We start from the raw sequence: 24,662 nt of genomic DNA on the forward strand, positions 1-24,662 counted from the left end.
GCATGCACGACTACCTCCAACACGGCCCCTCACCCCGACCCGAATTCAACTGACCGCGGTGGAGCCATCTCGGAGGTGGCCGGGTCGGTCTACCAACTCGTTCACGTGTGGCCCCCGACCCTCCCTGCTGCGCAGTAGCCTGAACCATGACCACTTCAGATCCCCAGTTCGCCGAATTCTGGGAACCGGGCATCCGGTTGTTCATCTCGGAGTGCGACCAGGTGATCCTCACCGAGCCGATACGTTCCTTCATCCTTGAGGCACGCCATGACGGGCAACGGCCGGTGCTGCTCACCAAGGAATCGGCCCACATCGGGTGGTTCGTCGCCGACGAACTTCGAAACGCGGGTGGCCGCTGGGTGGTGCAGGATCCCGAGGGCCGCGACTACGACGCCATCACCGGGCTGCCCATCTCCGGTATGGCCGACCTGTGGCAGGACCTCTCCCCGGCCCGCCCCAGGTTGTCGTCCTTCGAACGGGGAAGAGATCAACCTGGGCTGGGAACTTTCTTCTTCGAGGTTTTCTCGCGAGAACGCGCGCGCAGCAACACCCGGTGCGGCAGGGTGGCTGAACACATGATCTCCGGACTCGGGGGCGGGCGCCTCATCCGGTGGGACGAGTGCGAACCCCTGGCCACACCTTGGGATCTCACCGCCATTACCACGTCCCTGCAACAGCAGATGCCGCTCACCCGCCGCCATCTCGGGCGGAGCGACCGGGATGCAATGGTCAGCATCGCCGTCGCCAGAACCGACCAGGGTTTGCTGGAACACACTCGCGGGCTGCTGCCAACCGGTCCTTACGGACAGCCAATCGGTCTTCCCGACGGGGCCTCCCTCGCCATGCACCCGACGATCACGGGGACACTGATGGAGCTTGGGACCCGCTTCCGGCCCAACATCGCGATCGTCTCCTACGGTGAGGCGGAAAAACGAGACGGTTCCCTCGGGCAGTTCGCGATCCGACGGCACGGCGAGGTACCACTGGCCGCGCTCATCGGCCCCCCGGCCGTGCGTGACCTGCGGATCGACATGGAGGAAATCTCCCGAACCCACGATGTCACTCCCGTCGGTTTGAGGAAAGCCCCCAGCCTGCTGGTGCGTTTCAGCCGGGGAGACGACTTCTGGCATCAGATGATCACCTTCACGCACACCCTGGACCAGGAGAGACTGACCGCGGCTCTGGGTGGCACGCCCGTCGATCACCCCGGGAAGGAACACCACTGATGGCCGTTGAACTGGTTCTCCTGAGCGAGACTCCCCCAACCCTCGAACTCCAGCAGCTGGTTCTCGGTGCCATAGTCGGCTCGGGCACGGTGACGCAGTGGAGCATTGGCGCGTTCAGCACCATGTTCTCGGAAACCGGCGCCCCGCTGCTGCGGGTGCACAACCCGAAACCGATCCTGGACGACACCGAGGCCAAGGCCGCTCTCCACGATCCCCCGGACACCTTCACCTGGTGGACTGACCTCGTGCTCCTCGACCAGCCGGACAGAACCACCATGCAGTTGGCCGTCACGCTGGCATCGGAACTGAACGGCGTCCTGCGCATCAGAAAATGACATCCACGAGGGAAGATTCTGTTCTCACCCCGGGATGGCCCCTTATGCTGCCTCCATGCTTGGACTTCACCTCCGCCTCGACGCAGCTGACGTCTCACGTCTCACGGACAACGAGGAGGACCTAGCTGACATCCTGGAGGAGTTCGAGGAGGACGAGCAGCTCTTCGACCGCGCCTGCCAGACCGACAAGGCGTGGGAACCCATCCACAACGCCCTGGCCCCCGACGGCGAGGACGACGAATGGCCTGCCCGGGGCGTCATCGGCGGGGCCCGCACCCTCCACGAGGACGACGATGTCTGGGTGACCCACTCCAACCCGGACGAGGTGGAGGAGATCGCCCGGTGGCTGGACACCTTCGGCGACGACGACTTCCATCGCGCCTACACCGGCATGCCCGAGGAACTGCGCGACCCGAGCCACGGCCCGGAGGAGGAAAGCTACGCGCTGGAGTCGCTGGCCGACCTGCGCAGCTTCTACCGGGACGCGGCAGCAGAACGCCGCCACGTCATCTTCACGGTCTACGGCTGATTCGAAACCGCAAACCACGGTTGCGCAGCACTCAACGCGGAAAACGCCTCGTTTCGCGCCCGAAACCGGGTTGAGTGCTGCGCAACCGGGGAACCCGCGCGCAGCCGGCTGGGGAAGAGGGGCTCAATCGGCGAGGGTGGCCACCAAGATGGCCTTGATGGTGTGCATCCGGTTCTCGGCCTGGTCGAAGACGATGCTCGCCTCCGACTCGAAGACCTCGTCGGTGACCTCCAGGGCGTCCAGTCCGGTGGCCTGGTAGATCTCCTCCCCGACGGTGGTGTTGCGGTCGTGGAAGGCGGGCAGGCAGTGCATGAACTTGACCTGCGGATTACCGGTGGCCGCCATCATCTCCGCATTGACCTGGTAGGGCTTCAACAGCTCGATGCGCTCGGCCCACAGTTCCTTCGGTTCCCCGAGCGAGAGCCACACGTCGGTGTGGAGGAAGTCGACTCCCGCCACGCCCTCCGCGATGTCGTCGGTGATGGTGATGCGGGCACCCGTCTGCGCGGCGATGGCCTCGGCCTGGGCGCGCACCTCGTCGGTGGTCTGGAGCTGCCTGGGTGCGACCAGGCGGATGTCGGCACCGACCATGACGGCCGAGATCAGGTTCGAGTTGCCCATGTTGTTGCGCACGTCGCCGACGAAGGCCCACGACGTCTCCTCCAGGGGCTTGCCGGAGTGTTCCAGCATGGTGAGCTGGTCGGCGAGCATCTGGGTGGGATGCCAGGAGTCGGTCAGGCCGTTGTAGACGGGGATCCCGGCATGCCGTCCCATGGTCTCGAGGGTTTCCTGGGCGAAACCGCGGTACTCGATGCCGTCGTACCAGCGGCCGAGCACGCGGGCCGTGTCAGCGGCCGACTCCTTGTGGACGAACTGCGACCCGGCCGTGTCGAGGCGGGTGGCGTAGCCGCCCTGTTCCGTCATGGCCACGTCGAAGGAGCAGCTGGTGCGGGTGGAGGTCTTCTCGAACAGCAGAGCGACCTTCTTGCCCACCAGCCGCTTGACCTCGCGTCGTTCCCGCCGCTCCGCCTTCAGCTGGGCGGCGAGGTCCAGAACGGCCTTCCACTCGGCGGGGGTGAGGTCGGTTTCCTTGGTGAAGCTGCGTCCTTTGAGCATCACAGGGCCTTTCTGCGAGGAAGCTCTCAGGGTATCGCGACAATCCAAACGCGACCGCCGGTGTCCGGATTAACGCATCGCCAGTGGACAAGCGGCGACGATCAGGTGAGGGCGTCCAGGATGCCCGGCATGGCGGCCTCGATGTCGGCCAGGGTGCTGCGGAACCCGGATGCGGGACCGTACCAGGGATCGTCGAGGTCCTGGCCCTTCGGCATCGCGGGGTTGAAGTCATTGATGAGGGCGTAGTTGGCGTCGGGACAGAGTTGTTCGAGCCTGCTGATGTGGAACCGCTCGGCTACGACGACGAGATCGGCCGAGGCGAGGTCGTCGGCGGTGACCCGCCGGGCCCGGTGCCCGTCGGTGGAGTACCCGGCCTCGCGGAGCACGGCGGCGGCCCGCCGGTCGATGGGATTACCCGACTCCTCCGACGAGATGCCGACGCTGTCGGTCTCCACGTCAAGCCCCCGCTCGGCGGCCATCCCACGGGCCACCTGCTCCGCCATCGGGGAGCGGCAGATGTTGCCCCAGCACACAAACACGACCTTCGCCATGGACAGCAACCATAAGGGCTTCGCGGATTGGCGGCACCCTCCCCGCGCACCGTGATGTACCTCCCCGGGGTAGTTTGCCCACTGCACCGGCGTTGTTCGTGGGGTTTCGGGTTTTTGATGGCAGGCTTGTACCATGCAGATCCTGGTGGTGGATGACGATCAGGCCGTGCGTGACTCGCTGGCCCGATCCCTGAAGTATTCCGGCGACGAGGTGACGACTGCGGCTGACGGCGTCGAGGCGCTGGCACAGCTGGCAGGGCACACCCCGGACGCGGTGATCATGGACGTGATGATGCCTCGTCTCGACGGCCTGGAAACCACCCGCATGCTGCGACAGTCGGGCAATGACGTGCCGATTCTGATCCTCACGGCCCGTGACGCCGTCGGCGACCGGGTGGACGGCCTGGACGCCGGCGCCGACGACTACATGGTCAAGCCCTTCGCCCTCGACGAGTTGCTGGCGCGGCTTCGGGCCCTGACGCGGCGCTCGAAACCGACCCCGGAGAATGATTCGAAGGTGCTCGTGTTCGGTGATGTGACGTTGGATCCGCAGCACCGCGAGGTGACCCGCGCGGGGCAGCACATTTCCTTGACCCGCACCGAGTTCGCCCTTCTGCAGGCGTTCATGGAGAATCCCCGCCGCGTGATGGAACGCAACACCCTCCTCAACGAGGTCTGGGGATTCGAGTTCCCCGCCACCGCGAATTCCCTCGAGGTCTACATCGGTTATCTGCGGCGCAAGACCGAGGCGGGTGGTCTGCCTCGTCTGATCCACACGGTCCGCGGAGTCGGTTACGTGTTGCGTGAAACCGCCCCGTGATCAGTTCGTTCTGGATCCGGGTTCGCCGGGGCGTCGAAAGACTCATCACGGGCCAGTCGCTCCGCTCCCGGTTGGCCTCGCTGACCGGGATGTCCGTGGCCGCCGCCGTGCTTCTGGTCGGTTCCACCGCTTACCTGTCCACGCGAATCTCGCTGCGTGACCAGCTGGACCGCGAGATGCTGTCGGCCGCGCGCACCACTGCCGAGATCATCAACTCCGACATCAGGAACCTCGACAACCTCGGTCCGGGGCTCGGCACCTCCCAGGAGCTGCTGGCCGTCACCACCGCACGCGGTGAGGCCTTCCAGGCGGGCAAGCAGTCCCTGGCGTTGCTCCCGGATGCCGGGGAGATCGCAGTCGCCCGCATGCAGCAGGGGCACCGGGCACGTTCCGTGAAGCTGGCGGACGGCCAGGAGTACCGCCTGGTCTCGGTTCCGGTGCGCGCCAGGGACCGCACCGGCCAGTTGCAGAGTTACGCCATTCTCTACGCGCGCCCCCTGACATCGCTGGGGGCGACGTTGAACTCGCTGTGGTTTGTGATCGCGCTGTCCGGTCTGGCCGGGATCGTCTCCACGACCCTCACCGCCCTGTGGATGGCGCAGACCGCGCTGGCCCCGGTTCGTCGTCTCTCCACCGCGGTGAAGAACGTCACCCAGACCGACCAGCTGAACCCGATCCGCATCTACGGCCGCGATGACCTGGGTGAGTTGACGCGCAGCTTCAACCTGATGCTGAAGAGCCTCCAGACCTCACGGGAGCAGCAGCGGCAGTTGATCGCCGACGCCGGCCACGAACTGCGCACCCCGTTGACCTCGATGCGCACCAACATTGAACTGCTGGTGGCCGACGACAAGTCCGGGATGTTGCCGGAGGGGGCCCGCTCCGAGATCCTCGACGACGTCTCCGCCCAGCTCGGCGAGTTCTCGGCCCTCGTCGGTGACCTGGTGGCGCTGACCCGCGACGACCACCTCCAGCGCCAACCGGAACGGCTGGACCTGTCGGAGGTGGTGGAGGCGGCGCTGGCCCGGGCGACCCGTCGCGGACCGAACATCACCTTCCACACGCACCTGGAGCCGGTGCCGATCCTGGGCGACGCGTCCACGCTGGAACGCGCCATCACGAACCTGCTGGACAACGCGGTGAAGTTCTCCCCCAGCGACGGCGAGATCTGGGTGGAGCTGACCTCGGCCGGGGTGTTGACGATCATCGATTCGGGTCCGGGGGTGGCCGACGAGGATCTGCCACACATCTTCGACCGGTTCTATCGCTCCGACCGGGCACGCAACACCCCCGGCACCGGTCTCGGCCTGGCGATCGTCGCCCACACCGTCGAGGCCCACGGCGGTTCGGTCCGAGCCGGCAACCAGCAGGGCGCCGGAGCGAAGTTCACCATGCGGCTGCCGGTACTGAACATCCCCGAGTCGCCGCTGTCACCCTGACCTCGTCGCCCCGAGAAACCGCGTCGTGTCATCCGGAAGGTCTTTGTTCCACAGAGTTTTCCACAACCTGGGTAGAACTACACAGCTGTGATTCCGGTGGTGTCTCCGTTGCCCCCGGGCACGGCGGTCGTCTCTCGTCGTCTCTCATCGAGAGGGGTTCCCGTACACATCGGTTCACCCGTCGCGTCATCCAGTTGACCGACAAGCGACGGCGATACGCCGCCTGACCTCGTGCAATGCCGAGGTTGCGCGGACCCGGGACTGGACAATCCCCCGATCCCGGTCATTAAGGTGTCGGAATGCCCCCAAGACCCGCAGCGTATTACGCCGCGTCGACGCTCCACGCGGCCCCGGATTCCTCGCCCATTTCCCTGCGAATACATGTTCTCGTCTCCCTGCTGATCGGGCTGGTGCTGTGGAGCGTGATGGAGCAGCACTGGCCGTTGGCGGTCGGGCTCATGACCCTGATGGCGGTGATGGCGGTGCTCATGGCACGCAAACCCCGCGGCAGCCATCTTCCCCCGTCCCGCTTCCTGGTCACGGGCATGGCCGTGGCCCTGACCCTGCCGTTCACGGTCTTCCTGCTCGACCTTCCCGGGCTCCCCGTGGTGGTCTTCGTCGTCGGCACCACGGTGGTTCTCGCGGCGATGCGCATGGACGAGAAGAAGCGGCGGCGGCGACTCGCGACCGGCGACTTCAACTACCGCGACCTCTGGTGAGCAAGGACGCCACCAGCTTTTCCCACAGAGTTTTCCACAGCCGAGGTAAAACTACACAGGTGTGATTCACGGCCCCTCGTGGCGCCCAGCCTCCTGACCGCTGGTCGCGGGAGGCGCGCTGCTGGCAGCGGCGGCCGGGACCTGGATCTGCGATGAGAGCTCGGGGGAGGCATGCCTGCCCTGCCGGAAAATCACCAGGTAGGCGACCCACACCAGAAGAGCCAGCACCATCATCGTCACGGCCACCCAGGCCCAGGTGCTGCGGCGCTTCGGCGCCTGATGCTGGACGGGTTCCGCGTGGTAGACCGGAACCGAGGGCTGGTAGGAAACGCTCGGCGGGGGCAGGTACTGGCCGTAGGGCTGCGGGGATCCGTAATACGGGGCCGCGGGAACGGAGCCATAACCGGGATCGTTCGTCGGCGGGGGCACCGCCGCGACCGGGTCCGGCGGCGGCATGGCCCCGAGGGACTGCTGCCCGTAGGGGGCCCAGGGATCCTGCGGCGGGTTCGCCGACGGAGGGACCGGCGGGGGCATGGCTGCCAGGGCCGCGGCGGACGGCTCGGGAACCGGGGGCGGCATCTGGGGGGCCGCGTACCCCGTCGACGGCGTGGGGGCCGCCTGCGCCATGGGATCGGCCGGGGTGCTGGAGAAGTTCTGGTTCGTGGAATGCGGAAGCACCGGCTGCGGTGGTTCGGAGATCTTCTCGGTCGCCTCGTCCCTGAAGATGGTCAGGTCCTTGACGGCCTCCATCACCTGGGTGGGGGCCTCGGAGTCGTCGAACCCCACTGGGGCGGAGATGCGGGTCACCGGATCGTCGTCCTCCGCATCCGGCTCGGCCGGGGCCCGGCCAGCCGGTTCCGGTGCGACCGGGGACGGAGCAACCGGTTCCGGCGCAACTGGTTCCGGCACAACTGGTTCCGGCGCGACCGGGGACGGTTCGGGCGAGGGTAGTTCGTCCCAGACGGATCTGATCACGCCGGGCTCTTCCGGGGATGGCGCGGATGGCACCATGACCACGACCACCCGGTTCACCGAATCGTCGTCCTGCTCCACCGAGGAAAGTTCCTCCGATGCCGGGGCCTGCTCCCGGGGGGACAGTTCCGCCGACGCCGGGGCCTGCTCCCGGGGCGACAGTTCCGCCGAGACCGAGGCCTGCTCCCGGGGCGACACCTCGGCCGACCACTGCCTGGCCAGGACCAGTTCCCCGGGGGCGGTTTCGGCGGGCGTCCCGGACGGTGTCGCCGGAACCACGCGGGTCACCGGGTCGTCCACGCCCGGGGGCTCCGGGGAGCTCTCCGACACCGGTTCCGGCAAGTCTTCGTCCAGGTGGAAATCTTCCTCATCCGGGAGCGAACCCTCGTTGTCCGAGTAGAAACAGTCCTCTTCCGGGTAGGGGCCGTCGTCACCCGGGAAGGCGGGGAACGAGTCGACCGGGGGCGGTTCGGCGGGCGCTTCCACCCGGGTCGCCCGGGTGGTCTCGTCCTCAGGGCAGGAGGTCGGGCCGGTCGGGACCGAGGAGAGAACCGTCGGCACCTCGTGACCCTCGTCGGTGAAACCCGGCTCCCCGACCGCGGGCACCAGGTCCCGGATCAGGGCGTACAGATCCCCCTTGTCGGCAGCAACCACCATTGCTCGGATGCGCGTCCGGTATTGCGCGGAATCCAGCTTGTCAGCGGCCAGTGCCTCGTCCAGGACGCGACGGCACCGGAGCAGGTCCTCCGATGTCAGGGGGTTTGAACTCACGGTGCCAGTTTGTCAGAGACCGCCGCCAAGAACCATGTCCGTGTTCAATTCACCGGCTTGAACCGTCCCGATTTCGCGGCCGCACGCCCCTGCGGACTAGGGTTGGCGCACAAACCCCAGGAGGCAACATGCTCGGTTTCGCCGCGGTGGATCGGCGCCCGGATACGGTGGCGATCTGGCTGGTCAGTCGCACGGATCCCGACGAGGCGTCCAGCACGAACGCCGTCGTGGTGAACCTGGCCGACGAACACGCCCTGAAGAAGGTGCATTCGCTGACCCGCGACCGCGTCGTCATCTCCACCCCCGGCAGCGACCTGTCCGGGTTGCCGATCAGCGACGGGCATCCGACGGAGCTGCTAGGGGAGTTCATGGAGGCCACCCGCACCCACCAGCGCGCCATCGTCGAGGCCGTGCGTTCCTACGTGGCCTCCCGCAGGAGCCAGAAGCTGGTGGAACCCACCTTCCCCGCGGATCCGCAACTCCCGGAGAGCTGGCCGGAGACCTGCCAGGACCGCGCCCTGGAACTGGCCGGTCTGGTGTCGCGGGTTTGGACGAACTGGCTGGTCAGTGACGGCGAGCGGCTCCGCCGCACCACCCAGCCGCGTACCGGCAGGACCCCGTGGATCATGCCCGAGGAGCTGAACCAGCCGGAACTGCTGGCCCTGCCACCGGCCCTGGCGGAGAAACTTCGCCCCGAACCCTTGGGGCCCTTCCCCGGCTGAGCGGTCCCGGACCCGCCGTTTCTCACGCCGGAGGCAGCGGGACGTACCACTCGACATCGGTGATGAGGATGCGGGTGTCCATGTTCCCGTTCCAGCTGACGCCCATGCCGTGTTCCTGGAGGATCGGGATGACAACGGTCTTCATCAGGTTGATGGTCGTGGCTTCGTAGAGCTCCTCGCGCTGGGAGTTGCTCAAAGCGTTGTACTCCTCCTCGCTGATGTGGGCGGGCCAGAAGATGCCGTAGTCGAGGCAGGTGCTGCCGTCCTCCACGAGGTTCTCGGTGTCCTGCTGGTGGAAGAACACGTACCCCAGGTCGTCCTGGTCGCCCTCGATCTCCGCATGCCCGCAGGTGCCACAGCAGGTGAAATCCTGCTCCGCGACGACATGGGCCCTCCGCAGTGCCTCGAAGGCGCGGTCCAGATTGCTGGCAGGCACCTCCCCGAATCCCGCCTGCTGGGTGCGGCGCGCATCGATCAGGTACTGGGCGATGGCGCGGCACTGCGCCTCGGACAGCGTGCCACCGCCCTCCTCGTCCTTCTCATCCTCCACTGCACAGGCGATCTCCTGGGCATGGTCGTTGATGTCGTCATCCCCTCTCACGAGTTGCATCCAGATCATGTCGCGGATGTGCTCCTCGAGTTCGGGATCGATCACGCCCCCGAGCAGCTCGGCGGGGATTTTCAGCCCTTCGGGTTGGGCGTTCAGTTCAGTCATGTCCGAGACCCTAGCGATCGCCACCGACAGAAAAGGGGCCGGGCGGCACCGCCCGGCCCCTCACCGCGGCATCTCACCGCCAAGGACTCTGGCCAGGCTGACCCGGCTGCCCCGGCTGGCCGGGCTGCTGGAAATTGACCGGACCCTGGAATCCACCCTGCGGGCCGGGCTGCCCAGGACCAGGACCTGCCGCCTTCGCCCTGCCGCGCTGCACCAGGATCAATGCGGCCACACCGCCGCCCACCACGACGACCCCGAGCACGATCCACAGCCATGTCAGGTCGGGATCGTTGCTGGCGGTCGCCTTCAGGCCTTCGGAGCTGGCCAGATCGGCGGGGTCCTTCCACCTGACGGTGTTGCCGGAGATCTCCCCCTTGCCGCTGGCGGTGAGGACCTTGCCCGGGAAGCTCACCTTGACCTCGAAGTCGGTGAACATGCTTGCGCTGGCCCCCTGCGTTCCGCCGCCCGGCATGTGGAAGGTCCATTGCTTGCTGGACTCGTCGAAGCTGAGGTAGCTGACCTCGGAGAGTTTGGCGGTGCCGGAGAGCCGGCAGCCGATGTACTTGTCGTCCTGGTAGCCCTCCTGTTTGAGGTCGCCGGGGAGATTGGTCGAGCTCGTTCCGCGCTGACAAATCCCATTGGGATCCTTGATACCGCCCGATCCCGCCTGTTCTTTCAGCACCCCGAAGTCAGCCTTGACCTCGATCTTGTCCTGACTGCTCACGTTGATCTCCTGATGCATCCGGATGCAGGAGCTGAGTGCCAGGACGAGAGGCAGGATCAAGGCGACGATGCCGATTCTGCGTAGTTTTCTCATGGTTGAAACCTAGCCCCTGCCCCTTCCCGGAATGCGGAGTCCCCCAAATTTGCGACAAACGGGTGGGATTTCCCGCGCAACCCCTTCCCGGCCCGCAGCGGAACACGGCACCATTGACCCGTGAAACTCGATCGCAACGCCACCGTCGCCGAGATCTACGCCCATCCGCTCGGACGCGACATCATCGACAAGATGCTGCTGCAGACCGGGCGCAGCGCCACGTGGGTGCGCAACCCTCTGGTGTCGCGGTTGCGGCTGCGACAGCTCGACAGGCTGCTGGGACGCATGTTCGGCCCCGGCTTCGTCGACACCCTCGTCGATCTGCTGGCCGACTGCCCCGAGTCACCTCCCCGCCTCGACGGGCCCATCGCCGCCACGTGGTGGAAGCGGGCCGTTTTCTACCAGATCTACCCGCGTTCCTTCGCGGACAGCAACGGCGACGGCATCGGCGACCTGCCCGGCATCCTGGCGAAGCTGCCCTACCTGGACGACCTGGGCATCGACTGCCTGTGGCTCTCGCCCATCTTCACATCCCCCAACAAGGACATGGGCTACGACATCGCCGACTACCGGTGCGTCATGGACGAGATGGGCACCATCGACGACCTGCGGCGCCTGATCGCCGCCTGCCACGAACGCGGGATGCGCATCATCCTCGACCTGGTGGTCAACCACACCTCCGACGAGCACCCGTGGTTCAAGGACGCCATCGCCGACCCGGAGGGCGCGCACGGCGACTACTACTTCCTGCGCGACGGCGACCCCGAGACCCCACCCAACAACTGGACGTCGTTCTTCTCCGGCCCCGCCTGGCGCCGCATCGGCGACAAATGGGTGCTGCACCTGTTCACTCCCGAACAACCGGACCTCAACTGGGACAACCCGGCCGTGCGCCGCGAGGTGGTCGACGTGGTGCAGTTCTGGCTGGCGGAGGGCATCGACGGGTTCCGCCTGGACGTGATCAACTACATCTCCAAACGCGACGGCCTGCCCGACGGCAACGCCACCGTCGGCCAGGTGATGGGTTTCACGGGCGTGGAGCACTACTTCCACGGCCCGCACCTGCACGACCACCTGGCTCAGCTGCGTCGTGAGGCCTTCACCCGGACGGAAGTGGAACCGGGCCACGAGGCGCCGGGGGCCGATGCCCTTCCCATCATGATCGGCGAGACCCCGGGCGCGGGCGTCGAGGTGGCCCGGCTGCTCACCAGCTCCCAGCGAGGTGAGCTGGACCTCGTCTTCAGCTTCGACCACCTGGAGACCCCGGGGCACGTGCGCTGGGACGAGTACGCCTACGACCTGAACTTCCTGAAGCACTACTACATCGACTACCAGTCCCGGCTTGGCTCCGACGACTGGATGAGCCTGTTCCTCGAGAACCACGACAACCCGCGCATGATCTCCAAGGTCAACCCCGACCCCCGGTTCCGCGACCAGCTGGGCAAGGCCCTGGCGACGATCCTGCTGACCATGCGCGGCACCCCGTTCATTTTCCAGGGCCAGGAGATCGGGGCCATCAACCAGGACTTCCCCGACGAGTCGGCGCTGCGCGACGTGGAATCGCTGAACCTCCTGGCCGCCGAGGGCCCCGGGGCCTGGGGAAAGATCATGGCCGGTTCCCGCGACCACGCCCGCGTCCCGATGCGCTGGGACCGCGACGAGCACTGGGGGTTCACGCGTGGCATTCCTTGGATCAAGGCCTTCGACGACTCGGTGGGATATTCCGTCGCCGCCCAGGAGCACAACCCCGACTCGGTGCTGCGCTACTACCGCCGCCTGATCTGGCTGCGCCGCTCCAACCCGACGCTGAGCCTGGGTTCGATCCGTTTCATCGACGCCGATGTCAAGGACTACTTCGCCTGGTTCCGGGAGCACGACGGCGAGCGCTGGTTCATCGAGGTGAACCTGTCGGGCCATCCCCTGCGGCGACGCCATCGCGAACGAAATCTCGAGATCGTCGCGGGCACCGCCAAGGACCGCTCCGGCCCGATGGAACCCTACGAGGCCCTCGTGTGCCAGGTCCCTCGCGACGGGGGTGAATGACCCGGGATCACAAGGGGTCACGATTTCAACCGGTGATTTAATTTTCCATCTCCGGCGAGAATCGCGACCCCGACTCGCTTTGTCACCGCGACCCGGAACTAGGGCAATAAAAACTAGATAATTCAATTAACCAAGGTGAGCGCGGCTCCACCGGGAACGACACCGGGAAGTTCACTCCCCGAGATTTCTCCTCACAAAAGTTCACCCCCGTGAGTTATGCTTCACGAAGCACCCCCTTGGACGGGCAGCTGACCCCAACCGCGGGTTGTAAAATCCTAAAGAATTGAGGAAGTTTTATGAAAGCTGCTTCATCATGCGCCGGGGCTCGGAAGCTCCTGGCATCAGTCGCCGCCGCCCTCGCGGCAACCCTGACCTTCAGCATGCCAACGGCACATGCCGACGACCACCCGGCCAACCCAGCGGACAGCCACCCGAAGGTCGGAACGAGCGACGAGAGCGTGCCCGGCTTCCGACTGACCGTCGAGAAGAAGGAAAAGGACGGCAAAATCTGGACCGGGCACGTCACGCCCCACCTGTTCACCGTGCACACCTCGGCGAACAAGGAAGACGCCTTCAAGGCCTACTGCATCGAGCTCGATGTCGACATCCGCTATGACTCCAGCCTGCGCATCGGCGGCTGGAAGGACTTCCCGGGCAAGAACAAGTTCAAGGACAACCCGGATGTCCAGGCCAAGGTCGCCTGGATCGCCCAGAACAGCTACCCCCAAACCGATCTGGCCAAGGTCGCCGAGACCTCTGGCGTCTCGGGCCTGACCGAAAAGGAAGCCATAACCGCCACCCAGGCAGCCATCTGGCACTTCACCAACCCCGACGAGTACAGGTGGCTGGGCCTGCAGGAAGGCGACCAGGCCACGCAGAGCCGCGTCGAGGCGCTGTTCAAATACCTGACCGGCGAGAAGAACGCCGGGTTGAAGGAGCCCGCCCACCCCGCCATCACGATCAAGGGTGGCGAACTCCCCTTCGCCCTCAACGAAGCCAAGACCGAGGGCAGGGTCGGCCCGATCCGCTTCGAGTCCAACCAGGCCACCGTCAAGCTGACCAGCGAACTCAAGTACGAACTGGTCGACAAGGATGGCAAGGCGGTTGACAAGAACGCCGTTCCCACCAACACCGACCTGTACCTCAAGGTGCCGGCCAACATGACCTCAGGTGAACAGGAGTTCAAGGCCACCACCACCGGAACCGTCCAGGCGGGCAAGCTGTTCATCACCAAGAACGCCGTAATCGGGGGCGACCACGGCCAGACCATCATCACCGTCTCCACCAAGGAGATCGCGGTCAACGCCCAGGGCAAGATCACATGGTCCACCCCCAAGCCGAGCGCCCCGACGGCACAGCCGACCCAGCCGACGGCGCAACCGACCCAGCCGACGGCGCAACCGACCCAGCCGACGGCACAACCGACCCAGCCGACGGCACAGCCGACCCAGCCGACGGCACAGCCGACCCAACCAACGGCAAAGCCGACCCAGCCGACGGCGACCACCCCCAAGCCCACCCCCAAGAAGCCGGGGCTGCCGAGAACCGGCGACTGATCAACCTCCGGAGACAGAAGAAGGGGCCGGGTGATACCCGGCCCCTTCTCGCGTGCCTCTGTCCTCCACCAATCCGTCCACCCGGAACCGGGGGGATCGATAGTTGAAATTTTCCCGTACTACTTTCGGCCCAACCCGCTGGCCAGGGCCCCCCGCGCCCGGCCGCAACACGCCTGACCGCAAACAGCAGACTTTTCAATTAACCAAAGCGAAAGCGCTCCCACTAGGCACTATGCCCGTTGGGAGGTACATTACCCACCCTCCCTCTCTAAAGTGCAGCCGCATGGGTTATAGTTCGCGCAGCGACCCTGTGGGGAGGCGCATAAGCGGCCTGTCCACGGGCCGTGAAGCCCTAAAGAATTGAGGAACCCATGAAGGCTGCTTCATCACGGACCAGGACGCGTAAGTTCCTGGCACTCGCCGCCACCTCGCTGGCGGCCGTCCTTACCTTCGGCGCCCCGACCGCACACGCGGACGACTTCACCTACCCCGAGGGCTACCCGAAGCTCGGATCCGCGGCTGAGGCCGAGCGCGGCCACAACCTTGTTTACAACAACACAGCCCTTCCCGCCATGCTGTTCACGGTGCACACCAGCCCGGCCAAAGAAGGCAACATCAAGGCCTACTGCATCGAACTCGACGTCAGCATCCAGTACGGAACAGACCTGAAGGTCGGCGACTGGAAGGACTTCCCGGGCAAGAACAAGTTCAAGGACAACCCGGATGTTCAGGCCAAGGTCGCCTGGATCGCCCAGCGCAGCTACCCGGAGGTCGACCTGGCCAAGGTCTCCGAGGCCTCTGGTGTCGCGGGCCTGACCAAGGAGGACGCCATCACCGCCACCCAGGCGGCCATCTGGCACTTCACCAACGACTTCGCGTACAAAGGTCTGAAGGGCGCCGACAAGGCGGCTGGCGAGCGGGTCGAAAAGCTTTACAATTACCTGACCGGCAAGAATAACGTCGGTCTGAAGGAAACCGCCAAACCCACCGTTGAGATCAAGGGCGGCAGCGGCACCTTCAAGGCGGGCGACCCGATCGGCCCGATCCGTTTCGAGTCCAACCAGGCCACCGTCAAGCTGACCAACGAACTCAAGTACGACCTGGTCGACAAGGACGGCAAGGCGGTCGACAAGAACGCCGTTCCCACCGGCGTCGATCTATTCCTCAAGGTTCCGGCCGACGCCCCGGCGGGTGAGCAGGAGTTCAAGGTTTCCGCCACCGGTAGCGTCTACGCCGGCAAGCTGCTGATCTCGAAGGACGCCACCCCCGAAAAGCACAGCCAGACCATCATCATCGGTTCCAACAAGGAAATCACCGTCGAGGCCTCCGCCGTGCTCAAGTGGAACGCCGCCCCCAAGGAGACGACCCCGACCCCGAGCCCCACGCCGTCCAACTCCACGCCGGCCCCCAAGCCGTCCAAGTCCGAGTCGGCGACCCCCAAACCCACCACCCCCAAGAAGCCGGGTCTGCCGAGGACCGGCACCTTCTGATCACCCTCCAAGGACAAGGGGCCGGGCGATACCCGGCCCCTTTCCACACCCCTCGCCATGCCCGGGCATTCGGCGGACCGACCGAATTGCAACCCCGATGTGACAATCCCACTGTCTTGCGCTAACTTTCGAGAAGCCAAAACTCCTTGCGTCTTAAATCACCTTGGGACGCCGGAATGGCAAGAAGGAGGAAACAAGGCGTGGGAACATTCTCCGCAAGCAGATTTGCCAGAGGATTCCTGGCCGTCATCGCCGCGTTCGTGGCCACCGTCCTGGCGGTCGGGACGCCGAATGCCAGGGCCGACGAGTACCAGCCCGGATACCCGAAACTCGGGAGGGATTCCGAACTCGTCTATGGCCATGACCTGTACCGTGACGGTGCGCTGGGAACCCAGCTGCTGACCGTTCACACCGACGACAAGGGCGGCAAGATCCTGGCCTACTGCATTGAGCTCGACGTCAATTCCGAATGGGGCGGCGAGATGAAACAAACCGATTTCTCGGCCTTCCCCGGCAGCAATGAATTCGCGAAGAACCCGCAGGTGCGTTCGAAGGTTTCCTGGATCATTCACCACAGCTATCCGAAGACCGATGTCGCCCAGGTGGCGGCGGCCGCCGGCGTTCCCGGACTGACCGACAGGGAGGCCATCACCGCCACCCAGGCCGCCATCTGGCACCTGACCGACAACTTCACCTTCAACGGCCTGCACCAATGGGAGGATCCCAAGCACGACACCACTTCCGATCGGGCGCAGCGCATCAAGAAGCTGTACGACTACCTGCTGGGACCGGCCAACACCGGCCTTCCGGAGAACTCCGGCCCGAGCGTGGAGGTCACCGTCCCCAAGACTCCCGGAACCAGTGGCAAGCTGGTCGGTCCGATTCGCCTGACCGCCACCCAGCAGACCGTCTCCTTGGCCGCGCTCCCCTACCCATTGGTGGACGCCCAGGGCAACGATGTGGATCTCTCCGCGGTTCCCACCGGGACGGACCTGTTCCTGAAGGTTCCCGCCGGCGCACCCGCGGGGAAGGCCGACATCACCGCCAGCCTCACCGGTGACAGCCACACGAGCAACCTCCTGGTCGCCCGGAACGGGCGCTGGCAGACCCTGGTCATCGCCAAGACCAAGCAGGTCACCGTCACCTCCCGGGGCGAGGTCAGCTGGGCCCCCGCGAAGGCTCCGAGTCCTTCTCCCAGCCCGTCGCCGAGTCCTTCCCCGACCCCCTCGGTGACCCCGTCGCCGACCCCCTCGGTGACCCCGTCTCCCACCCCCTCGGTGACCACTCCCCCGCCCGGTCCGAGCATCCCGGCCAAGAAACCGGGCCTGCCCAGGACCGGCAGCTGAGAGGATCCACGGTCCGGCCCTGAGCTGCTTCTGCCTCCCACCCCCGGGGTGGGAGGCAGAAGGTTTTTCATGACCCGCACAGGAGGCTTTCCAGGGCCTCATCGATTGGCATGCTGGTCGTCCCGGAGCTCAAGGATGCCCATGTGTTCCGGCCTCCCAAGCGCTGCTGGCGCAGCGCATCCGGCCAACAGACCAGACACGTGCACCGACGGTCCGGCAGGGAAACCCTGCGAGTTTCTGGCGGTCACGAAACAGGCGTTTCCGCGCAGATCAACGATGCGTGCAGAGGGGCCCGGTCAATCCGGGCCCCTCTGCATTGTTCATTGCACTTCAATGAATCGGAATCGCGGCCACCGCGACCGGTTGCGCACGAAGCGATTCCGGGACGGATGCGACGCCACCTGCAACCAGCGCCGCACCCGCCCCCAACCAGGCCACCGACTCCGCCTGCGCCAGTTCAGCGGGCAGTCGCAGTTCCCCGGAAGCGGGGGACAGCAGGAATGCATGGACCACCCCGTCGACGACGGTGTAGCGGACTTCCCCATCGGCGGCGCGTCTCCACGGCCGCGATCCGAAGATCGCCGGCCCATTGACCTCGAGCCAAGCCCCCAATCCGTCGAGGGCCCGCTGTTGGAGCTGCGGAATCGACCCGTCGGCCCGCGGACCGACGTTGATCAAGAGGTTGCCGTTCTTCGCGACGACGTCGACGAAGTAGCGGATCAGCCCGGCGGCATCCAGACTGTGGGTGTCGTCCTCCTCGGCGTTGTAGCCGAAGGACAGGCCGAGTCCGCGGGTGGCCTCCCAGACCTGCTCCTGAACCCCGTCGACCTCGCTGTACTCGCGGGTCAGGAACCCGTGAGCGGGCACCCCCCAGCGGTCATTGACGACACCGTCGGGCACCGTCTCCAGATAGTGCCGCCACAGCGCCGCGACCCCGAATCCGTCGTCTCCCTTGCCGCCGTCGGGCCATTCGATGTCATTCCACAGCACCGACGGTCGGAAACGGTCGATCAGCTCGGTCAGCTGTGCCGCCGCGTAGCGCGCGAACCCCTCGTCGTTGCGGCGCAGCAGGAACAGGTCGCGGTCGGACTGGATGGGTGGCAGGTCCGAGACGTGCCAGTCGAGGGCCCCGGAGAAGTACACCCCGAACCGCGCCCCGGCGGCCCGGGTCGCGTCGGCGAACTGCCGGATCAGGTCGCGACCCGGACCCCGCCGGGCCGCGTTGAATCCGGTGGTGGTGGTGTCCCACAGGCAGAAACCATCATGGTGCTTCGTCACGGGCACCACGTAGCGCGCCCCGGAACGCAGCACGGCCCGGATCATGGCATCGGCGTCGAGGTCGAAGGGACGCCACCGGTCGGCGAGGTCCTCGTAGCTGGTGCCCTCCCCGAACCGTGCGACGTGCTGGGCACGGCAGGGCGACCCGGGGATGCGCACGGTGTTGCCGTACCACTCGGCGTAGCGGTGCCGCGCGTAGGCGTCCTCGACCGGCACCCGCCCGTCGTGGGGTTCGGCCCAGGCCGGCAGGGAGAAGATGCCCCAGTGGATGAAGACACCCAGCTTGGCGTCGCGGTACCAGTCGGGGACGGTGACATCCGGGTAGTCGACCCCGAGGGCCGGGCCGGTGCGTTCGTCGAAGTTCAGCATCCGGCACCTCGCCGGGTGATCACCGGGGTCAGGTCCGGGTCGGGATTGGAGCGGTCGAAGGGCCAGGTCCCGGGTTTGAGATTGCGGTGCCCGAGCCGCAGCAGGTCCTGGTCGACACCACCGGGGGTGAGGGCAATGACCCAAGCCTTCGCCAGGGTGAACAACTCCGGCTCCAGGTAGCCGATCTTGACCAGCACGACATCGGCGTCCTCGGGTTCCAGACCGAGCTGACGGAAGTCGTCGAGCAGGTGGAAGGGTTTGCGGCGTTCCGTGATGATCACGTGCACCGACCCGCATCTGACCACCGCCTGGCGGCCTGCGACGGGATCTCCCTCGGCCAGGGAGAACACCTCCCCGCGCACCTCGGCGGGTGGTGCGACCGCATCGACGTTCCCGCCGACCCGCACATCCACCGCCCCGCCGACCCCGGCATCGAAGCAGGCCGCGACGGCCCCGGGATCGAAGGTGGAGGCGTGGATCACGACGCGGCCCCCGTCGGTCAGGCCGGGATGGGCCAGCAGTTCACGCACCGTCCACGACACGTCCCCGGCACCACCCGCGGTGGGGTTGTCACCGGAATCGGAGATCACGAAGGGCCTGGGTGCGTCCTTGGCGAGCGCCGTCGCCAGGGCACCGTCGAGGGTGTCGGTGGGGCCGACGAAACAGAACTCGTCGCGGGCCGCCCACCAGGCCTCGGCCAGCTCCGAGGCCCCGGCGGCGATGGCCTCCCGGTCATCGCCCGTGACGACGACGGCGGCCTGGCAGCGGGGTTCGTCGGCCCATGCGTAACCGACCCACAGGGCCGCGTCGATCACCCCGTCACGGGCCTCGATCTCCGGTACGCGGGCGTAGATCGAGGCCGCGGGTTCCACGCGGGTGGAGGTCTTCTCGCCGGGCAGCAGCAGCGGAACGGGCACGAATGCCTTCCACGGCCGCCTGGCGGCGACATCCGCCCCGATCCCGGAACGCAGCCGGGCGATCAGGTTCCAGGCCGCACGTTCCTTGGTGTTCATCACATCCTCGTGCGGGGCCATGCGGTAGCAGGTGATCAGGTCCACCTGGTCGACGAGGGCCGCGGAGACGTTGCCGTGCAGGTCGAGGGTGGCCGAGACCAGGCAGTCGGGGCCGATCACCTCCCGCAGCGCAGTGGCCAGGTCGCCCTCCGCGTCGCGCATCCCGACGACGCTCATCGCGCCGTGGATGTCGAGCAGCAGCCCGTCGAACGGCCCCTCGGAGGCGGCCAGCTCCAGGATGCGGGCCTTGATGTCCTGGTAGGTCTCCGGGCGGACCGCTCCACCCGGCAGGGACCGGCCGTGGTGCAGCGGCACCCAGTCGACGACCTCCCGGAGTTCCCGGCCCGCCTCGAGGAACGGATAGTAGGACAGCAGTTCGTCGCCCTCGCGGCGGGTGAACGCCTCGTCGCCGCTCAGGTGCGGGGAGAAGGTGCTGGACTCGATCGACATGCCGGCGATGGCGATCCTCGGCCGGGCAATCCCCCCGTCGGCGGCGGGCGGCAGGGGCGGGCACCAGATGTCGGCGGCTGTGGTCATGAAACGGCTTCCTTCAGGTCGAGAGCGAGGGCGGCGGCCCCGAGGGCGGGGTTGACGAGGGTGGCGCGGTGAACACCGGGGATCGGCACGGTGACGGGCGGGTCGGCGGCCAGGGCCTCGGTGAGCAGCGGTCCGAGCAGGTCCCAGGCCGCCGTCACCCCTCCCCCGACCACGACATCGGTCAGGTCGAGCAGGGTGGTGGCCACGACGATGCCCTGCGCCAGGGCCTGCGCGGCGCGGGTGAACACCTCGACGGCGGCGGTGTCACCTTTTCTGGCGGCGGTCGCGACATCGGCCCCGGTCAGTCCGGTCCGCCCCGTCAGGTCGGCATAGCGCAGGCCGAGGGAACGCCCCGACGCGAGGGTTTCGAGATGCCCCACTCCCCCGCAGGTGCAGCGGTGCCCGGGATAACCGGGGGTGTGCCCGATCTCCCCCGCGCCGCCGCGCGGCCCGTGGTGGGGGCGTCCCCCGATCAGCAGGGCACCACCGACCCCGGTGCCGAGCATGATGGCCAAGCCGTCGCTGACGCCGCGCAGCGCACCCCAGCGGGCCTCCCCGCACAGGAACGCGTTCACGTCGTTGACCAGTTTCACGGGGTGTCCGGTGAGGTCGGCGATGGCCTCGGCGGGACGGCGGCCCCGCCAGTCGGGGAAGATCCCGGAGGCGGCCAACACCTCACCCGAGTCGGGGTCGATCACCCCCGCGGCACCGGCACCCACGGCTGTGGCCCGCAGCCCGGAAGAGGCCTCGATGCGGGTCACCAGGCCCGCGGCGGCGTCGATCAGCGCCTGACCGCCGCGCCCCGAGGCGGTGGTGTCGGAGGCCAGGATGTTGCCGTCGACGTCCGCCAGCACCGCGGTGATCTTGGTGCCTCCGATGTCGATGCCGGCCACCACGGGGCCGCGCAACTCATCATCCGGCGACGGGATCCTGAGCATCAGCGACCACCCAGCCCGGCCAAGGCGATGCCCTTCACGAGGTGCTTCTGCAGCGCTATCACGAGCGCGGTGGTGGGCACCATCGAGATCACGGCGGCGGCCATCTGCAGGTCCCATCGGGTGCCCTGCTGCGTGGAGAACGTCGCCAGGCCCACCGGCAGGGTGCCGAGGGTGGAGTAGTCGACGGTGACGATCAGCGGCCACAGGTAGGAGTTCCAGAAGCCCAGGAAGGTGAACACGGCCAGCACCGCGATCGCGGAACGCGACAGGGGCAGAATGATGTTGAGGTAGATGCGCAACGCCCCCGCACCGTCGACCCGGGCGGCCTCGTCCAGCTCGAAGGGAATTCCCCGGTAGAACTGGCGCAGCAGGAAGGTACCGAAGGCGCTGAACGCGAACGGGATGATCAGGGCCTGATAGCTGTTGATCCACCCGAACCAGTCCATCAGGGTGTACATCGGGATCATCACGACCTCCGCGGGCACCATGAGGGTGGCCAGGAACAGCAGGAACACGGCGTCGCGACCCTTCCAGCGGAGCCGGGCGAAGGCGAACGCCGACGCGGAGGAGACGATCAGCACCAGGATCGTCCCGGCCACCGACACGAACAGCGAGTTCAGCATGTAGGTGACGAACGGGCCGTAGGTGAACACCTCGATGAAGTTCGTCCACTTGATCTGCGACCCGACCAGCCGCGGCGGGGAGGTGAACATCTCGTTGTTCGGTTTCATCGCGGAGAACAGCGCGTAGATCAGTGGCGACGCGAAGATCAGGGCGGCGACGTAGACGCTGATGTGGGCGAGCACCGAGCGGCCACCACCGCCCTTCTTCCTGGTATCGGCGCTCGCAGCGCGCAGCGTTTTCTCCGCCTGCCCCGCCCCGGCCCGGGAGCCGCCCTTCTTGCTGGTATCAGTACTCATAGTGCACCCACTTCTTCTGCACCTGGAACTGCAGGGCCGTCAGGACGATGATGACGGCGAACAGGATCCAGGCGGCCGCGGCGGCCAGCCCGAGGTCCTGGAATCGGAAGCCATTGTTGTAGATGAACTGGACGATCGGCTGGGTCGAGTTGCCGGGGCCGCCGCCGGTCAGCAGCTGCGGCTGGGCGAAGACCTGCAGCGAACCGATCATCGTCATCACGGTGGCGAAGAACACGGCCGGGGAGATCATGGGCAGCGTCACACGGAAGAACAGGCGTGCCCCCGTCGCGCCATCGATGCGGGCCGCCTCAATGACGCTGTCGGGAAGCTGCTCCAGCACCGCCGAGAAGATCAGCATGTTGTAGCCGAGGCCCTGCCACACCGACATGGTCACCACCATGACCATCGCCCAGAACGGATCAGCCAGGAAACTGGGCAGGGTGTGGTTGAACAGTCCCTCGCTGATGCCGTTCAGCGCACCCTTGGGTTGCAGCAGCATCTTCCACACCAGGATGTTCGCGACCATCGGGGTGACCACGGGGATGAAGAACAGCACCCGTAGCACCCCACGCCCGCGAATACGGGAGTTGAGCGCCACCGCCAGCCCGAGCGACAGGGCGATGTTGATGGGGACGTAGGTGATGGCGAACACGAAGGTGTTGCGCATCGCCGGCCAGAAGTCCGGGCTGACGGTGAACAGCTTGATGTAGTTACCGAGCCCGTTGAAGGTGCGCGCACCGAAGGTGGGCCAGTTGAACAGGCTCATGACGATGGACAGGCCCACCGGGAAGAGCGTGAACAGGCCGAGGCCCAGCAGGGCCGGGCTGACGAAACCCAACGCCTGGCGAGCCTCGGCCCTGCGAAGGGCCCCTTTTCTGGGGGAGGACATTCAGGACCCTTTCTCCATCACTGCTGGAACTGCTGCTGAGCGGCGTTCAGCACCTCGGACATCGGTTTGGCTCCGCTGTAGACGCTCACCAGTTCGGGCTGGATGTAGGAGTTGACCTTGGACCAGTTCGGGGAGACGCGCTGCGCCTCGACGTTGGCGAAGGCGGCGTCGAAGGCCTGCTTGACCACGTCACGGTACTGCTCGTCGATGGAGTTGAAGTACAGCGGCTGCGACTCGACGCGGGCCGGGTAGGACCGACCGGAGCTGGCGACGTGGTCCTGGGCCTCCTTGCTGAGCAGGGCTCCCAGCACCTTCAGGGCCGCGTTCTTGTCCTTGCAGCTCTTGGCGACGCCGTAACCCGAGCCGAGGATCAGCCCGGTCGCCTTGCCACCAGCGGGTGCGGGCAGGTTCGTCATGCCGACCTTGAAGCCCGCGTCGTTCTTGATGTAGCTGCTGGCGTTCCAGGTTCCGTCAACGGCCATCGCGGCGTTGCCGTTGGAGAACTGTTCCTCGCCCCAGCCGGCGTCGGAGGCCGATCCGACGGGCAACGCAACCTTCTTCTCGGTGACCAGGCCTGCGTACCAGGTGGAGGCCTCGACGAAGGCCGGGTTGGCGATGTCCAACTTGCCGTCGGCGGTCACCGGCTGGGTGCCGGACTTGGCGATCGGCAGGGCCTGCCACTGGAAGTCCCCCATGCCGATACCGAAGCCGTGCTTGCCGTCCTTGGTGGCTGCGGTGGCGGTGGCCTCGAAGTCATCGAAGGTCCAGCCGTTCTTCGGCTGGGGAGCGCCCGTGGCGTTGATCATGTCGGCGTTGTAGTAGGTGAGCATGGTGGCCATGTCGAAGGGCAGGCCGTACATGGTGCCACCGTCGCTGAGGATGTCCGTGGCTCGCGGGGCGAAGTCGGAGGTCTTGAGTCCCGCCGTTGTGAGGTCGGCCTCGGTGAGCTCCGCGAAACCGGCCTTGTAGTCGGACAGCTTCCCCGAGTTCATGCCCGTCACGCAGGCCATGTTGTCGGTGCCCATGTTGGTGGTGAGCTTGGTGAAGAAGTCACCCCAGGGGGCGGTGCGCAGCTCGATCTGGATGTCGGGGAGGGCCTTCTGGGCGATCTCCACCTGCTTCTTGAGGGCCTCGGTGTCCTTCTCACCGCCGGCCCACATGTCGACGACGATCCTCGTCTTGCCATCCGCGCCGGTGGTGTCGCTGCCGCCTCCCTTGCTGGAGCATCCGGTGAACGCCAGCGCGGTGACTGCCGCCAACGCGACGGCCCTGCGGAAATTGATCTTCATCTCTTCTCCTCGATCCCGCACACTTAATTCTCCTTCGAAATAAGTTGAGTGCCTTTCTGGCGGAAGTGAGCTTAGGGCAGGCAGATTGACAGACGCAAGACGGGAAGGGCACACCGTTGCAAAACCGTGACCTGACGGGCGTACGGACAGAACCACAAGTCCCCGGACACCCACGAAATGGTTTCGACACGACCCACTCGCTGACGCTCGCAGGTCGGCTCAACCAACTTCCACCCCCAAGCCGGCTGAACCGGGGCGCGAA

At 66.4% G+C, this 24,662-nt stretch carries 22 protein-coding genes; 11 read left to right on the top strand and 11 right to left on the bottom strand.

What is annotated here, in order from left to right:
* The first annotated feature begins 146 nt into the window (after positions 1–146).
* From ACO6D6_RS03940 to ACO6D6_RS03950, 3 genes are read left to right on the top strand one after another with little or no spacing between them, the layout of a single operon-like run.
* Positions 147–1,226, top strand: a complete 1,080-nt coding sequence (locus tag ACO6D6_RS03940) for a DUF6177 family protein (protein WP_484783424.1) — start codon at positions 147–149, stop codon at positions 1,224–1,226.
* Positions 1,226–1,561, top strand: coding sequence for a hypothetical protein (locus ACO6D6_RS03945; protein WP_484783425.1), 336 nt, complete (start codon positions 1,226–1,228; stop codon positions 1,559–1,561). Before ACO6D6_RS03940 ends, ACO6D6_RS03945 begins: the two co-directional genes overlap by 1 nt.
* Before the next feature lie 55 nt (positions 1,562–1,616).
* Positions 1,617–2,090 (top strand): YfbM family protein, encoded by a 474-nt coding sequence (locus ACO6D6_RS03950; RefSeq protein WP_484783427.1) that lies wholly within the window; start codon positions 1,617–1,619, stop codon positions 2,088–2,090.
* 123 nt (positions 2,091–2,213) lie between these two features.
* Here ACO6D6_RS03950 and argF read toward each other — a convergent pair whose 3' ends face one another.
* Complete coding sequence (gene argF, locus ACO6D6_RS03955) at positions 2,214–3,206, bottom strand: ornithine carbamoyltransferase (protein WP_484783428.1); 993 nt, start codon at positions 3,204–3,206, stop codon at positions 2,214–2,216.
* 101 nt (positions 3,207–3,307) lie between these two features.
* Positions 3,308–3,757, bottom strand: coding sequence for a low molecular weight protein-tyrosine-phosphatase (locus tag ACO6D6_RS03960; protein WP_484783430.1), 450 nt, complete (start codon positions 3,755–3,757; stop codon positions 3,308–3,310).
* Positions 3,758–3,890: 133 nt separating this feature from the next.
* On the opposite strand from ACO6D6_RS03960, the gene ACO6D6_RS03965 reads away from it, so the two are divergent.
* The 3 genes from ACO6D6_RS03965 (at position 3,891) to ACO6D6_RS03975 (ending at position 6,735) form a co-directional block, all read left to right on the top strand.
* A complete protein-coding gene (locus tag ACO6D6_RS03965; protein ID WP_484783431.1) occupies positions 3,891–4,577 on the top strand; it encodes a response regulator transcription factor in 687 nt (228 codons plus the stop codon).
* Entirely contained in the window at positions 4,574–6,016 is a 1,443-nt protein-coding gene (locus ACO6D6_RS03970) for a sensor histidine kinase (protein ID WP_484783432.1), read from the top strand. The genes ACO6D6_RS03965 and ACO6D6_RS03970 overlap by 4 nt, the downstream gene beginning before the upstream one ends.
* A 299-nt stretch (positions 6,017–6,315) precedes the next feature.
* Positions 6,316–6,735: a hypothetical protein gene (locus ACO6D6_RS03975; protein ID WP_484783433.1), complete on the top strand. Its 420-nt coding sequence runs from the start codon at positions 6,316–6,318 to the stop codon at positions 6,733–6,735.
* A gap of 66 nt (positions 6,736–6,801) precedes the next feature.
* Here the strand turns inward: ACO6D6_RS03975 and ACO6D6_RS03980 are convergent, their stop codons facing one another.
* Positions 6,802–8,478, bottom strand: coding sequence for a hypothetical protein (locus ACO6D6_RS03980; protein ID WP_484783434.1), 1,677 nt, complete (start codon positions 8,476–8,478; stop codon positions 6,802–6,804).
* A 128-nt stretch (positions 8,479–8,606) separates the two neighbouring features.
* Between ACO6D6_RS03980 and ACO6D6_RS03985 the strand changes: the two genes are divergently transcribed.
* Positions 8,607–9,200: a hypothetical protein gene (locus ACO6D6_RS03985; protein ID WP_484783435.1), complete on the top strand. Its 594-nt coding sequence runs from the start codon at positions 8,607–8,609 to the stop codon at positions 9,198–9,200.
* A gap of 22 nt (positions 9,201–9,222) precedes the next feature.
* On the opposite strand, the gene ACO6D6_RS03990 is transcribed toward ACO6D6_RS03985, so the two are convergent.
* Both ACO6D6_RS03990 and ACO6D6_RS03995 read right to left on the bottom strand, forming a co-directional pair.
* Positions 9,223–9,915 carry a DUF6891 domain-containing protein gene (locus ACO6D6_RS03990; RefSeq protein ID WP_484783436.1) on the bottom strand — a complete coding sequence of 231 codons (693 nt, stop codon included), beginning with the start codon at positions 9,913–9,915 and terminating at the stop codon, positions 9,223–9,225.
* A 73-nt stretch (positions 9,916–9,988) separates the two neighbouring features.
* Positions 9,989–10,732, bottom strand: a complete 744-nt coding sequence (locus tag ACO6D6_RS03995) for an LppM family (lipo)protein (RefSeq protein WP_484783437.1) — start codon at positions 10,730–10,732, stop codon at positions 9,989–9,991.
* A 120-nt stretch (positions 10,733–10,852) separates the two neighbouring features.
* Between ACO6D6_RS03995 and ACO6D6_RS04000 the strand changes: the two genes are divergently transcribed.
* From ACO6D6_RS04000 to ACO6D6_RS04015, 4 genes are all read left to right on the top strand, one after another.
* On the top strand, positions 10,853–12,775 hold the full coding sequence (locus ACO6D6_RS04000) for a glycoside hydrolase family 13 protein (protein WP_484783439.1): 1,923 nt from the start codon (positions 10,853–10,855) through the stop codon (positions 12,773–12,775).
* A 380-nt stretch (positions 12,776–13,155) separates the two neighbouring features.
* On the top strand, positions 13,156–14,331 hold the full coding sequence (locus tag ACO6D6_RS04005) for a thioester domain-containing protein (protein WP_484783441.1): 1,176 nt from the start codon (positions 13,156–13,158) through the stop codon (positions 14,329–14,331).
* A 371-nt stretch (positions 14,332–14,702) separates the two neighbouring features.
* Positions 14,703–15,821 (top strand): thioester domain-containing protein, encoded by a 1,119-nt coding sequence (locus ACO6D6_RS04010; RefSeq protein ID WP_484783443.1) that lies wholly within the window; start codon positions 14,703–14,705, stop codon positions 15,819–15,821.
* A 200-nt stretch (positions 15,822–16,021) separates the two neighbouring features.
* Positions 16,022–17,167 carry a thioester domain-containing protein gene (locus ACO6D6_RS04015; RefSeq protein ID WP_484783445.1) on the top strand — a complete coding sequence of 382 codons (1,146 nt, stop codon included), beginning with the start codon at positions 16,022–16,024 and terminating at the stop codon, positions 17,165–17,167.
* A gap of 330 nt (positions 17,168–17,497) precedes the next feature.
* Here the strand turns inward: ACO6D6_RS04015 and ACO6D6_RS04020 are convergent, their stop codons facing one another.
* From ACO6D6_RS04020 to ACO6D6_RS04045, 6 genes are read right to left on the bottom strand one after another with little or no spacing between them, the layout of a single operon-like run.
* Complete coding sequence (locus tag ACO6D6_RS04020; RefSeq protein ID WP_484783447.1) at positions 17,498–18,814, bottom strand: alpha-L-fucosidase; 1,317 nt, start codon at positions 18,812–18,814, stop codon at positions 17,498–17,500.
* A complete protein-coding gene (locus ACO6D6_RS04025; protein WP_484783449.1) occupies positions 18,808–20,364 on the bottom strand; it encodes a M81 family metallopeptidase in 1,557 nt (518 codons plus the stop codon). The genes ACO6D6_RS04020 and ACO6D6_RS04025 overlap by 7 nt, the downstream gene beginning before the upstream one ends.
* Complete coding sequence (locus tag ACO6D6_RS04030; protein ID WP_484783451.1) at positions 20,361–21,302, bottom strand: ROK family protein; 942 nt, start codon at positions 21,300–21,302, stop codon at positions 20,361–20,363. The genes ACO6D6_RS04025 and ACO6D6_RS04030 overlap by 4 nt, the downstream gene beginning before the upstream one ends.
* Positions 21,302–22,222: a carbohydrate ABC transporter permease gene (locus ACO6D6_RS04035; protein WP_484783453.1), complete on the bottom strand. Its 921-nt coding sequence runs from the start codon at positions 22,220–22,222 to the stop codon at positions 21,302–21,304. The genes ACO6D6_RS04030 and ACO6D6_RS04035 overlap by 1 nt, the downstream gene beginning before the upstream one ends.
* Entirely contained in the window at positions 22,212–23,111 is a 900-nt protein-coding gene (locus tag ACO6D6_RS04040) for a carbohydrate ABC transporter permease (protein ID WP_484783455.1), read from the bottom strand. Before ACO6D6_RS04040 ends, ACO6D6_RS04035 begins: the two co-directional genes overlap by 11 nt.
* Positions 23,112–23,128: 17 nt before the next feature.
* Positions 23,129–24,400 carry an ABC transporter substrate-binding protein gene (locus ACO6D6_RS04045; RefSeq protein ID WP_484783456.1) on the bottom strand — a complete coding sequence of 424 codons (1,272 nt, stop codon included), beginning with the start codon at positions 24,398–24,400 and terminating at the stop codon, positions 23,129–23,131.
* Between the last annotated feature and the right edge of the window lie 262 nt (positions 24,401–24,662).

It is taken from the genome of Arachnia sp. (assembly GCF_057238465.1).